The sequence below is a fragment of the Stenotrophomonas sp. ZAC14D2_NAIMI4_7 genome, from assembly GCF_003086675.1.
Taxonomy (GTDB): domain Bacteria; phylum Pseudomonadota; class Gammaproteobacteria; order Xanthomonadales; family Xanthomonadaceae; genus Stenotrophomonas.
Map to the genome: position 1 here is coordinate 1408732 of NZ_CP025995.1, position 12067 is coordinate 1420798.

Here is a 12067-nt window from a genome sequence, read left to right on the forward strand (position 1 = left end):
GGCGTAGACTGCGGTTCCATTCATTGAACCGGCGGTGGCCATGAAGCGCGCGTTCCTGTTGCTGTCCCTGTTGCCCCTGGCTGCACTGGCGCAGGCACCTGCGCCGGCCACGCCCGCACCGGCGCCGGCGCGCCCGGGACCGGCCACGCCCGCTGCTGCCAAGCCCGCCACCGCGGCCGCGCCGACGTTGACCCCGGCCCAGCAGGCCCAGGTGCAGAAGCAGGACGCAGAAATGACCGCCGCGGCGCTGAAGGCCGCGCAGCTGGTCGATGGCAACCGCGCCGGTGAGCTGTGGGACGGTGCTTCGGCCGTGGCGCGCCGCGCCGTTCCCAAGGCTGCTTTCGTCAGCCAGCTCGCGGCCGACCGCACCCGGCTGGGCGCCCTGGCCGGGCGTGGCCAGCCCAGCGTGACCCGGGTGAAGTACGGCCCCGGCGCGGCCGTGCCGGAAGGGCTGTACATCAACGTCAGCTTCCCCACCCGCTTTGCCAGCAGCGCCCAGCCGGTGCGCGAACTGGTGTCGTTCCGTTTCGACGAAGACCAGACCTGGCGCCTGGCCGGCTACAGCCTGCGCGCTTCCGCTCCCTGACGGAGATCGAACATGGCGACCGAACTGACGATGCTGGCCTGGGCCATGCTGCTCGGCTTCGTGCATATCTTTGCCGCCACCGGTGCGGCCACCCGCGAGCGCGGCCTGAAGTGGAATGCCTCGGCCCGCGACGGCCAGAACGCGCCGCTGGGTGCGCTGGCGGCACGGCTGGCGCGGGCCCAGGCCAATTTCTTCGAAACCTTCCCGTTCTTCGCCGCCGCCGCCATTGCGGTGGTGCTGTCCGGGCGCAGCAGCGAGCACACGGTGCTGGCCGCGCAGGTCTACTTCTGGGCCCGCGTGGTGTACCTGCCGCTGTACGCCAGCGGTGTGCCGTATGTGCGCAGCCTGGTCTGGGTGGTGTCGATCGTGGCGGTGCTGTCGCTGGTGCTGGCCCTGCTGTAGTCCGTGCTGTAAGGCCGGTAGAGGGGAGGGGCCGGCTGCTGCGCTGATCCAGATCAAGGTGCTTAACGCGCCCAGCGCTAAGCTGGTAGCGAACGGACAAGGGTCAGGAGACAGGCATGCGTGGAATGGACGTGGTGGTGGTGGGGGCCGGGCCGGCCGGCCTGTGCTTTGCGCGCGCGCTGGCCGGCAGCGGCCTGCAGGTGGGGCTGGTGGAAGCGCAGCCGCGCCAGGCACTGGCGGCGGCCGCCTTCGACGGCCGCGAGATCGCACTCACCCATGCCTCGCGCCAGACGCTGGAACAGCTGGGCCTGTGGCAACAGCTGCCGGCCAGCGAAATTGCCGAACTGCGCGATGCCAAGGTGCTCAACGGCGGCTCGCCGTTCGCGCTTACCTTCGCCAGCGAACGCACGGCCGATCAGCCGTTGGGCTGGCTGGTGCCCAATCACCTGATCCGGCGGGCAGCCTGGCAGGGCGTGCAGGACCAGGCGGGACTGCACCTGTTCGACGCGCGCAGGCTGCAGTCGCTGCGTGCCGATGCGCAGGGCCACGTGGTTACCCTGGATGACGGCAGCCAACTGCGTGCGCGCCTGCTGGTGGCCGCCGACAGCCGTTTTTCGGCGACCCGCCGCCTGCTGGGCATCGGCGCGCAGATGCGCGACTTCGGCAAGTCGATGCTGGTGTGCCGCATGCAGGTCGAGCGCGACCATCGCCACACGGCCTGGGAATGGTTCGGCTACGGCCGCACCCTGGCCCTGCTGCCGCTCAACGAAGGGCAGGCCTCCGCGGTGGTCACTCTGCCGCCGCGGCAGATCGAGCAGCTGCTGGCGATGGACGAGGTGGCGTTCGGCCAGGCCATCACCACGTTCTTCGAGCACCGTCTGGGGCAGATGCAGCCGGTGGCCACGCCGCAGGCCTATCCATTGGTGGGGGTCTACGCGCACCGTTTCGTCGGCAGCCGCTGTGCGCTGATCGGTGATGCCGCGGTGGGCATGCACCCGGTCACGGCCCACGGGTTCAACCTGGGCCTGGCCAGCGCGCAGCGCCTGGCGCAGGGCATTCTGGAACAGCAGCGACGCGGGGCGGACATCGGCGCCGACGGCATGCTGGCCCGCTACGAGCGCGGGCACCGGCTGGCCTCGCGGCCGCTGTATGAGGCCACCAACGCCATCGCCAGCCTGTATACCGATGATCGTGCGCCGGCGCGCCTGCTGCGCGCGGCCGGTCTGCGGCTGGCGCAGGGCGTGGCACCGTTCCGCAAGGTGATCGCCTCGCACCTGACCCAGCGCGTGGCCTGACCGTGCCTTGCCCGGCCGGGTCAGCCGGCCGCCAGCACGCGGATCTGGCTGTCGTTGAATTCCACCACCTGGCCCGCGCGGATCTTGCAGGCCTTGCGCAGCTCGATCTGGCCGTCCACCAGCACCTGGCCGTCACCGATCACCATCTTGGCCTCGCCGCCGCTGGTGACCAGGTCGGCCAGCTTCAGCAACTGCTTCAGTTCGACGTACTCGCCGTCGAGGTCGAATTCGAGAATCTGCATGGAACGCGGTTTCCTGGTGGGGGCGGGCCGGGGGCGGCCGCGCGGGTCGCGTATTGTGCGCCAGTGTGGGCGGCCATGGATGCGAACGGTTTCCTGTACGCGCCGTTCAGGCACGGTGCGGTATCATTCCGCTCTGAGCGAGTGAATCTCCCTCCGAACGAGCAGCGCCAGGGCACGCGATAAGAAGGGCGCCCAAAGCGCGGACCATCCCTTTTTTATCGCACTGCCATGCAGATGGCCGTGCCTTTGGAGTTTTCCATGTCCCAAGATTCCCAAGCGCCGCTGCAGTTCTCGCAGCTTGGCCTGTCCGAGCCTGTCATGCAGGCGGTCAGCGCCATCGGCTATGAAACCCCCTCGCCGATCCAGGCCGCCACCATTCCGGCCATGCTGGAAGGCCGCGACGTGCTGGGCCAGGCCCAGACCGGTACCGGCAAGACCGCGGCCTTCGCGCTGCCGGTGCTGTCCAACATCGATCTGCAGCAGACCAAGCCGCAGGCCCTGATCCTGGCGCCGACCCGCGAGCTGGCCATCCAGGTGGCCGAGGCGTTCCAGTCGTATTCCTCGAAGATCCCAGGTTTCCGCGTGCTGCCGGTGTACGGCGGCCAGCCCTACGGCCAGCAGCTGTCGGCCCTGCGCCGCGGCGTGCACATCGTGGTCGGTACCCCCGGCCGCGTGATCGACCACCTAGACCGCAGCACGCTGGACCTGTCCGAGCTGAAGACCCTGGTGCTGGACGAAGCCGATGAAATGCTGCGAATGGGCTTCATCGATGACGTCGAAGCGGTGCTGAAGAAGCTGCCGGAGCAGCGCCAGGTGGCGCTGTTCTCGGCCACCATGCCGCCGCAGATCCGCCGCATCGCGCAGACCTACCTGCAGGACCCGGTGGAAGTGACCATCGCGGCCAAGACCACCACCTCGGCCAACATCCGCCAGCGTTACTGGTGGGTGAGCGGCATGCACAAGCTGGATGCGCTGACCCGCATCCTGGAAGTCGAGCCGTTCGACGCGATGATCATCTTCGCGCGCACCAAGGCCGGCACCGAAGAACTGGCCAGCAAGCTGCAGGCCCGTGGCCTGGCCGCTGCCGCCATCAACGGTGACATGCAGCAGGCCCAGCGTGAGCGCACCATCGCCATGCTGAAGGAAGGCAAGCTGGACATCCTGGTGGCCACCGACGTGGCGGCCCGTGGCCTGGACGTGGAACGCATCAGCCACGTGCTGAACTACGACATCCCGTACGACACCGAAAGCTACGTGCACCGCATCGGCCGTACCGGCCGTGCCGGCCGCAGCGGCGAGGCGATCCTGTTCGCCACCCCGCGCGAGAAGGGCATGCTGCGCCAGATCGAGCGCGCCACCCGCCAGCCGATCGAAGAAATGCAGCTGCCGAGCGTGGAAGCGGTCAACGATACCCGCATCAACAAGTTCACCTCGCGCATCAGCGAAACCCTCGGTGCCGGCGGTCTGGATTTCTACCGCCAGCTGCTGGAGCGTTTCGAGAGCGAGCAGAACGTGCCGGCCATCGAAGTGGCTGCCGCACTGGCCAAGATGCTGCAGGGCGATACCCCGTTCCTGCTGCAGCCGCCGGTGCGCGCGCCGCGCGAAGAACGCGCGCCGCGCGAGCGTTTCGACCGTGGCGACCGCCCGGAACGCGGTGACCGCTTCGACCGCAACGAGCGTGGCCCGCGCTTCGAACGTGGCCCGCGCCGCGAAGAGGGCGAGGGTGGTTTCGAACAGCGCCCGCGCCGTGAAGTGCCGCCGCGTGGCGCACCGGACCAGGGCATGGAGACCTACCGCATTTCGGTGGGCCACCAGCACGGCGTGAAGCCGGCCAACATCGTCGGCGCCATCGCCAACGAAGCGGGCCTGGAAAGCCGTTACATCGGTCGTATCGACATCCACGACGATTTCTCGCTGCTGGACCTGCCGGCGCAGATGCCGCAGGACGTGCTCAGCCACCTGCAGAAGGTATGGGTGTCGGGCCAGCAGCTGCAGATGCGTCCGCTGGCGGCCGGTGAAGAGATCAACCCGGCTCCGCGTCCGTTCAAGCCGCGCTTCGACAAGCGTGGTCCGGGCGGTCCGGGTGGCCCGCGCCGCGGTGGCCCGGGTGGCCCCGGCGGTGACCGTGAAGGTCGCCCGCCGCGCCGTGATGGCTTCAAGCCGCGCGGTCCGCGCAGCTTCTAAGCACCACGCCTGAAGGGGCGGTGGTCGATCGGGCATTCATCTGCGGATGGCCCGGGCGGCCGCCGCCCTTTTTCGTAGGCTTCGCACCGTCCACACATCCTCGGTTCTAGGCTGAACGGGTTCCGCAGGAGGTTGCCACCGTAATCGCGTCCGGGGGGATCCAGGATGGGTAGGAGGGGTAGCGAGCAGCAGGACCGAAGGGTGCCGATGACCCGGGGGTTGGGGCTGCGGTTTGCATTGCTGACCGGCATGGCGATCGGCCTGGTCGGGCTGTCGGCGGTCATCCAGGAGCTGCAGGCGGCGTCCACCGCCTGGATTGCCGGCCAGGGGCACTGGTCACGCGGCCAGCAGGAGGCCACCTCGGCGCTGAGCCGATACCTGGTGCGCGGCCAGTTGATCGATCTGAATGATGCCGAGCGCGCGCTGCAGCTGCCGCTGGGCGATCTGCACGCGCGCCTGGCGCTGGAACAGCCCGAGCCGGACGAGACGAGCGCCCGCGCCGGCTTTCTGCGCGGCGGCAACGCCAAGGGCGATGTGGCACGGTTGGTGTTTTCGTTCCGCCATGCTCGCGATTTCGGCGCGTTCCGTGATGCCACCACCCTGTGGCGGCAGACGGACGCAGGCGTGCTGGCCATGCAGGCGCTGATCAGCGAACTGCGCCAGCGCCACCATGAAGGCCCCTTGTCGGTGCAGGCGCGCGATGCCTACCTGCAGCGCCTGCGCGACATCGACCAGACCCTGCAGGCGCAGGCAAAGGCGTTTTCCCAGGCCCTGCTGGACATGTCGCGGGCGGTACGCATCGCCACCCTGGTGGTCGGCGGCGTGTCGGTGCTGGGCATCACCCTGATGGCCATTGCCCTGGCCCGGCGCGTGGGCAAGGACATGGGCGAACATGAAAGCCGCTTCCGCGCCGCGTTCTACCAGGCCAACGTGGGCATGCTGAAGCTGGACGCGCAGGGCCGGGTCATCGAGGCCAACCAGGCCATCGCCGATATCCTGGACTACCGCCGCGACCAGCTGCTGCAGACCACCCTCGCCGAGCTGTTGATGGAAGGCGAGCTGGTGCTGGACGAGCAGGGACAGATCGACTGGGAGCGGCAGCTGCGGCCGGGCGAGCTGCGCTTCCGCCGGCGTGACGGCAGCCTGGTGTGGGGCCGCTGGAGTGGCACCGGCGTGCGTACCCCCGGCCGCGGCCTGTCGGTGTTTGCGATCATCGAAGACGTCAGCCAGCACCACGCTCTGGCCCGCGAGATCGAGCACCACGCCAGCCATGATCCGCTGACCGGCCTGATCAATCGCCGCGAGATCGAGCGGCTGCTGGAGAACGCCCTGCTGCAGGTGCGCTCGGAAGGTGGCGTGCATTCGCTGTGCTACATCAACCTGGACCACTTCAAGCTGGTCAACGACAGCTTCGGCCACGCTGCCGGTGACCAGATGCTGCGTGGCTTCGCCGAGTATCTGATCGGCGCGGTGCGCGACGGCGACTGGGTCGGCCGTCTGGGCGCAGATGAGTTCGCGGTGTTCCTGGCCCGCGCCAGCCAGGACGAGGCCAAGCGTGTGCTGCAGCGGCTGCTGCGCAACCTGGGCCAGGCCACGTTCCCGATCAGCGAGGGCAGCCCGCAGTTGAGCTGCAGCATCGGCGTGGTGGAAGTGACCGCCGACGCGCAGGACGTGAATTGGCTGATGAGCGCGGCCGACAGCGCCTGCTATGCGGCCAAGCAGGCCGGGCGCAACCGCATCCACTGTTTCAACGAAGACCGCCTGGCGCTGGAGGAGCGGCGGCAGGAGGCCGAGCGCCTGCAGCGGGTCAGCCGGGCCATGGCCGAGAACCGCATGCTGCTCTACGCCCAGCGCATCGCCAAGGTGGGCGATCCGGGCTACCTGCATTACGAGGTGCTGGTGCGCATGCGCGATGCGGCCGGCGCCCTGCACCTGCCGGGCCAGTTCATGCCGGCGGTGGAACGCTACGGCATGGCCGTGGCGCTGGACCGGCATGTGCTGGGCCTGCTGTTCCGCCACCTGCAGGTCTGCCCGGCGCACGTGCGCCAGCTCGGCCTGTGCAACGTGAACGTATCGGCGCAGTCGATCGCCGAGCCGGGGTTTCTGGCCTTCGTCTGCGACCTGCTGGAACGCAACCGCGCGCTGGCGGCCAAGCTGTGCTTCGAGATCACCGAAACAGCGGCGATCAGCAACCTGACCCAGGCGCGGGCGTTCATCGATGCGGTGAAGGCGCGCGGCTGCCGCATGGCGCTGGATGACTTCGGCTCGGGACTGTCCTCGTTCGGGTACCTACGGCAATTGCCGGCCGACATCCTGAAGATCGACGGGGCCTTCGTGCGCGACATGGGCAGCGATCCGGTCAGCCATGCCACGGTGCGCGCGATCAGCGAACTGGGCCGCGAACTGCAGATGGAAGTGGTGGCCGAATGGGTGGAGACCGAGGAAGTGGCCAACGCGCTGGCGGCACTGGGCGTGCAGGGTCTGCAGGGGTTCGCCATCGAGCGCCCGCAGCCGCTGGAACGGCTGACCCTGGCCGATCAGCGCCCGCTGCGCCTGGTCGGCCAGCCCGGAGCGGACCACTGATCCGGCGCGCTGCGCGGCCCCGCCTTTGGTCTACACACCGGCGCCGCCGCGGGCTGCGATAATGGCCGCAGGGGCGACGTGCACTGGGCGCGGACGTAAGCAGCAGTGGGACAGAGCGTGGTCGGCAGGCACGTGCGGTTTGAAGTAGGGGCAGTGCTGGTGGTGCTGCTGGCCTGCCTGGCATTGCCCTGGCTGGGCCATGCGCGCGCGGCCGAGGCCGGGCGCGACTATCTGCTGGTGGGCGCCGCTACCGATGTGCCCACCCCGCACCGTGCCTGCACGCCGCAGATGCTGGCTGGGCCGCGCCAGGAGGTGCGGGTGGATGCCCCGCCGGGCGGCTGGTCGGGCGAACCGCAGGCGCTGGATGTATTCAATGTCTTCGCCGGCGAAGTCCGGCTGCAGCACGGCGAGCGCGAGATCTGCGGCAACATGGACGATGCGCGCACCCGCGATTCGCGCTTCCGCGCCGGCATCGGCATGGTGGCCGTGCCCCGCGCCGGCAGCCATGAACCCTTCTTCGTTTCCTGGCAGACCCCGCTGAAGGCGCGCTGGGTGCCGACCCTGCGCCTGGGCGCGCCCAGCCCGGTGCAGCAGAACGACACCGCCCGCCTGCTGGTGCGTGCGGCCTGCATCGCGGTGGCCATCGCGCTGGCGCTGTCGGCCCTGATGGGCTACCTGACCACCCGCGACCGCAGCTTCCTGTTCTACATCGGCGCCACGCTGATCCTGGTGCTGTGGCAGGCGGTGCTGGGCGGCCTGTCCGGCTACCCCGAACCCTGGCTGCCGGTGGGCGAGCGCGCCGCGTGGTGGTTGATCGCGCTGACTGCGGCCACCCAGGCGATGGCCTTGCCCGCACTGTGGCGCCTGAACGGTGGTGATCGGCAGTTACCGCGCTCGCGCCTGCCACAGCAGATCGTGCTGTGGGGCCTGCTGGCGGTGGCCGCGCTGGTGCCGTGGCTCGGCCGCGACGGTCTGCAGGTGGTGGCGGTGGGCCTGCAGGTCAGCTTCATCCTGGGCTGCGCGCTGTCGCTGGCCGTGGGCCTGTGGGCGCGGCTGCGTGGTGATGTGTGGTCGCAGGCCGGGCTGGCCGCACTGACCCCGATGCTGGTGCTGATCGCCGCCGACGCCGTCAGTGCGGGCTGGTTGCTGGAATACCGCGTGGAAGCGCTGCAGCTGGCGGTGACCTGGCTGCTGATGATGGCCGCCTACGCCCTGAACCTGCGCCTGGGCCGCCTGCGCCAGCAGCGCGACGAGATGCGCCAGCTGGCCGAGACCGATTCGCTGACCGGCCTGCCCAACCGCCGCGCCGGCCTGCAGCAGCTGGGCGAACACCTGCAGCGCGGTGCGCGCGACGACGGTGGGCTGGTCATCGGTTTCCTCGACGTGGACCTGTTCAAGGACATCAATGATCGCCACGGGCATGAGGTCGGCGACCAGGTGCTGGTGGCGGTGGCCCGCGCCCTGCGCGCCAGCGTGCGCGGCCAGGACGAGGTTGCGCGGATGGGCGGCGAGGAGTTCCTGGTGGTGCTGCCGGGGGTGTCGCGCGAGGATGCGCGGCGGCGCCTGGACGTGTTGCGCCAGCGCATCACCGAAGCCTGCCAGAGCCTGCAGGTGCCCGGCCTGCAGGTGACCGCCAGCATCGGCCTGGCGCAGTGGCGGCCGGGCCAGGACGATCTGGCAGCCCTGCTGCGGCGTGCCGACCATGCCATGTACGTGGCCAAGCGCGGCGGCCGCAACCGGGTCTTCGACGGCGAAACCGCAGATTCCGTTGCCGTTGCATGAGGCGGGGAGGGTGGCAATGCCGGATAATGGGCGCATGACCACCCGACTCAACAAACATATTGCCGAAACCGGCTTCTGCTCCCGCCGCGAGGCCGACCGTCTGATTGCCGAACGGCGCGTGACCGTGAACGGCCACCCGGCCGGCACCGGCGCGGTGGTCGGCGAGGACGACACCGTGCTGGTGGACGGCCAGCCGCTGCGCGCCCGCACCGCGCGCAAGCCGGGCGCGCGCCGCCACGTCTACATCGTGCTGAACAAGCCGGTCGGGGTGACCTGCACCACCGAAACCTCGGTGAAGGGCAACATCGTGGAGTTCGTCGGCCACGAGCAGCGCATCTTCCCGATCGGCCGCCTGGACAAGGAGTCGGAAGGCCTGATCCTGATGACCAGCAATGGCGACATCGTCAACCAGATCCTGCGTGCCGAGAACGGCCACCAGAAGGAGTACCTGGTGGCGGTGAACAAGCCGGTCACCGACGAATTCCTGCGCGGCATGGCGCGCGGCGTGCGCATCCACAACCAGATGACGCTGCCGTGCCGTACTTCGCGGATTGCCAAGTTCGGTTTCCGCATCACTCTGCAGCAGGGCCTGAACCGGCAGATCCGCCTGATGGCGGCGGAGTTCGGCTTCCGCGTGACCCAGCTGCGCCGCGTGCGCATCGACAACGTCAAGATCGGCGCGCTGAAACCGGGCCAATGGCGCAACCTGACCGACCAAGAGCTGCACGGGCTGCTGCCGCAGCAGCAGGACTGGTAAGCCACGCTGGTGCGAATGGCCGCCGGGCATGCCCCGGCGCCAACATCGGCTAGACTCGGCGGCGACCTGCCGGAACATGACGCTGCATGATCAAGCCCGACAAGCCTGCCAACGAAACCGAGCGCCTGCAGGCGTTGTATCGCTACCGCATTCTGGATTCGGACCGTGAAAAATCCTTCGATGATCTGGTGGTGATCGCCAAGGCGGTGTGCGGTACCAGCATGGCCGCGGTCACCCTGATCGATGTCGAGCGGCAGTGGTTCAAATCCATCCAGGGCATTGATGCCGCGGAAAACCTGCGCAGCGAATCGATGTGTGGGCACGCCATCCTGCAGCCGCAGGAAATCATGGTGGTGGAGGACGCACGGCAGGACATCCGCTTCCACGACAACCCGGTGGTGACCGGCGATCCGCACGTGCGTTTCTATGCCGGCGCACCGCTGGTCAGCAGCGATGGCCTGCCGCTGGGCACCCTGTGCGTGTTCGATGCGCGCCCGCAGCAGCTGGCCCCGGACAAGGCCGAGGCGCTGGCCGCGCTGTCACGCCAGGTGATGCTGGTGATGGAACTGCGCCGCTTCGCGCTGGATATCCAGAACCACATGCTGGAGCGCGATGATTACGAACGCCTGCTGGCCGAGTACCACGAGGTGCTGCTGGCGCAGAACGCCGACCTGACCGAACAGAGCCGCACCGACGCACTGACGGGACTGCCGAACCGACGCGCGCTGGCCGTCGCCCTGGCCGAAGCGGTGGCCACCGCCGATGGGCAGCTGCGGCAGACCTGCGTGGCCCTGGTGGACATCGACCATTTCAAGCAGATCAACGATTTCCAGGGCCACGCCACCGGCGATCGGGTGCTGGCCGAACTGGGGGTGCTGCTGCGCTCGCATTTCGGCGGGCGCGGCATGGCGGCGCGCTATGGCGGCGAAGAGTTCGTGGCCCTGATGCCCGATGTGGACCTGCGTACCGCTGAACTGCAGTGCGAGTTCCTGCGCATGGCGGTGGCGGACCTGCCGTTGGGGTTCCCGGTCACCATCAGCATCGGCGTGGCCCAGTACCAGCCGGGCGAAAACACCGACCAGACCCTGGCCCGTGCCGACGCCGCGCTGTACCGCGCCAAGGCCGGCGGCCGCAACCGCGTGGAGCTGGCCTTGTAGAGTCGAGCCACGCTCGACTGATTCTGTAGCGTCGAGCCATGCTCGACGGCGATCAATGCCCGTGCGCGCGCCGGCGCCGCCTTATTCGGCGATGTTGCGGGCCTCGGCGGTGCCCAGTATTTCCGGGTGCTGCACCGGCTTGCGGCGGTTCAGCAACGGGTGCAGGAACACCGCGCCGACGATGATCGCCACACCCAGGTAGAACCACGGTGTCACTTCTTGCTGCTCGTTCAGCAGTACCACGGCCAGCAGCACGGCGTAGACCGGCTCCAGGTTGGTCACCAGCTGCACCGTATAGGCGCTCAGGTGGCGCAGCGCCACCAGCGCCAGCGCGAACGGCAGCAGGGTGCAGGCGCCGGCCAGGACCACCAGCCGGATGCCGTCATGCAGGTCCGGCACCACCCATAGCGGGCTGGCCAGGGCTGGCAGCAGGTACGGCATCAGCGGCGCCAGCAGGGTCAGGGTGAGGGTGCCGGCGCCCAGTTCCAGCGCGGTCACCGTCAGCGGGTCGGCATGGCTGACCATGCGCTTGTTGAGTGAGCCGAACACGGCCACCAGCAGCGCCGACAGTGCGCCCACCAGCACCCCCAGGCGCATGCCATCGGGCACGCCGCCGACCACGAGCGCCACCCCCGGCAGCACGGCCAGGCCGAAGGCCAGCTCGCGCAGCTGGAACGGCCGCTTGGCCACCCAAGGCTCGATGATCGAGGTGAACACCGGCGCCAGCGCGATGCAGGTGGCCGCCACCGAGGCGTTGGCCAGCTTCACCGCGCCATAGAAGGTCAGCCAGTGCAGGGCGACCAGCGCACCGATGCCGGCATAACCGGCCGCCAGCCGCAGGGGCAGGGTGCGCAGGCCACGCCAGACCCGCGGCAGCAGCGCCAGCATGGCCACCACCAGCAACATGCGCCACCACACCAGCGGCAGCGCCGGCAGGGTGATCAGCTTGCCGAGGATGGCGGTGATGCCCCACAGCAGGACACAGAAGTGGATCTGCCAGAGCGCTTTGCGGGTATCGGGCGTGGTCATGTGCGTATTGTGCGGCATGCATGTGCCGGCCGGCGACGGTCAGGCGCCGC

The 12067-nt window shown here is 69.1% G+C and carries 10 protein-coding genes; 8 read left to right on the plus strand and 2 right to left on the minus strand.

Annotated features, from left to right (window positions below):
* The first annotated feature begins 40 nt into the window (after window positions 1-40).
* The 3 genes from C1922_RS06555 to ubiM all read left to right on the plus strand — a co-directional run bounded on the left by C1922_RS06555 (window position 41) and on the right by ubiM (window position 2283).
* Entirely contained in the window at window positions 41-586 is a 546-nt protein-coding gene (locus C1922_RS06555) for a DUF4019 domain-containing protein (RefSeq protein WP_108749027.1), read from the plus strand.
* 12 nt (window positions 587-598) lie between these two features.
* The gene (locus tag C1922_RS06560; RefSeq protein ID WP_108749028.1) at window positions 599-988 is read left to right on the plus strand and encodes an MAPEG family protein; all 390 of its coding nucleotides are present in this window, start codon (window positions 599-601) and stop codon (window positions 986-988) included.
* Window positions 989-1104: 116 nt separating this feature from the next.
* Window positions 1105-2283 (plus strand): 5-demethoxyubiquinol-8 5-hydroxylase UbiM, encoded by a 1179-nt coding sequence (ubiM, locus tag C1922_RS06565; RefSeq protein WP_108749029.1) that lies wholly within the window; start codon window positions 1105-1107, stop codon window positions 2281-2283.
* A gap of 20 nt (window positions 2284-2303) precedes the next feature.
* Here the strand turns inward: ubiM and C1922_RS06570 are convergent, their stop codons facing one another.
* Entirely contained in the window at window positions 2304-2525 is a 222-nt protein-coding gene (locus tag C1922_RS06570; protein WP_108749030.1) for an RNA-binding S4 domain-containing protein, read from the minus strand.
* A gap of 258 nt (window positions 2526-2783) precedes the next feature.
* On the opposite strand from C1922_RS06570, the gene C1922_RS06575 reads away from it, so the two are divergent.
* The 5 genes from C1922_RS06575 (at window position 2784) to C1922_RS06595 (ending at window position 10988) form a co-directional block, all read left to right on the plus strand.
* Entirely contained in the window at window positions 2784-4709 is a 1926-nt protein-coding gene (locus C1922_RS06575; RefSeq protein ID WP_108751505.1) for a DEAD/DEAH box helicase, read from the plus strand.
* A 165-nt stretch (window positions 4710-4874) separates the two neighbouring features.
* Window positions 4875-7292, plus strand: coding sequence for an EAL domain-containing protein (locus C1922_RS06580; protein WP_108749031.1), 2418 nt, complete (start codon window positions 4875-4877; stop codon window positions 7290-7292).
* Window positions 7293-7409: 117 nt separating this feature from the next.
* Window positions 7410-9074: a diguanylate cyclase gene (locus C1922_RS06585; RefSeq protein ID WP_108749032.1), complete on the plus strand. Its 1665-nt coding sequence runs from the start codon at window positions 7410-7412 to the stop codon at window positions 9072-9074.
* Between the two features lie 34 nt (window positions 9075-9108).
* Window positions 9109-9831: a pseudouridine synthase gene (locus C1922_RS06590; protein ID WP_108749033.1), complete on the plus strand. Its 723-nt coding sequence runs from the start codon at window positions 9109-9111 to the stop codon at window positions 9829-9831.
* 86 nt (window positions 9832-9917) lie between these two features.
* Window positions 9918-10988 carry a sensor domain-containing diguanylate cyclase gene (locus C1922_RS06595; RefSeq protein ID WP_108749034.1) on the plus strand — a complete coding sequence of 357 codons (1071 nt, stop codon included), beginning with the start codon at window positions 9918-9920 and terminating at the stop codon, window positions 10986-10988.
* A gap of 81 nt (window positions 10989-11069) precedes the next feature.
* Here the strand turns inward: C1922_RS06595 and C1922_RS06600 are convergent, their stop codons facing one another.
* Window positions 11070-12017 carry a DMT family transporter gene (locus tag C1922_RS06600; RefSeq protein ID WP_108749035.1) on the minus strand — a complete coding sequence of 316 codons (948 nt, stop codon included), beginning with the start codon at window positions 12015-12017 and terminating at the stop codon, window positions 11070-11072.
* Window positions 12018-12067 lie beyond the last annotated feature (50 nt).

Coding starts and splice junctions, on each gene's coding strand:
- C1922_RS06600 (WP_108749035.1), bottom strand. CDS start 12,017: ATGACCACGCCCGATACCCGCAAAGCGCTCTGGCAGATCCACTTCTGT.
- ubiM (WP_108749029.1), top strand. CDS start 1,105: ATGCGTGGAATGGACGTGGTGGTGGTGGGGGCCGGGCCGGCCGGCCTG.
- C1922_RS06575 (WP_108751505.1), top strand. CDS start 2,784: ATGTCCCAAGATTCCCAAGCGCCGCTGCAGTTCTCGCAGCTTGGCCTG.
- C1922_RS06555 (WP_108749027.1), top strand. CDS start 41: ATGAAGCGCGCGTTCCTGTTGCTGTCCCTGTTGCCCCTGGCTGCACTG.
- C1922_RS06580 (WP_108749031.1), top strand. CDS start 4,875: ATGGGTAGGAGGGGTAGCGAGCAGCAGGACCGAAGGGTGCCGATGACC.
- C1922_RS06570 (WP_108749030.1), bottom strand. CDS start 2,525: ATGCAGATTCTCGAATTCGACCTCGACGGCGAGTACGTCGAACTGAAG.
- C1922_RS06590 (WP_108749033.1), top strand. CDS start 9,109: ATGACCACCCGACTCAACAAACATATTGCCGAAACCGGCTTCTGCTCC.
- C1922_RS06560 (WP_108749028.1), top strand. CDS start 599: ATGGCGACCGAACTGACGATGCTGGCCTGGGCCATGCTGCTCGGCTTC.
- C1922_RS06595 (WP_108749034.1), top strand. CDS start 9,918: ATGATCAAGCCCGACAAGCCTGCCAACGAAACCGAGCGCCTGCAGGCG.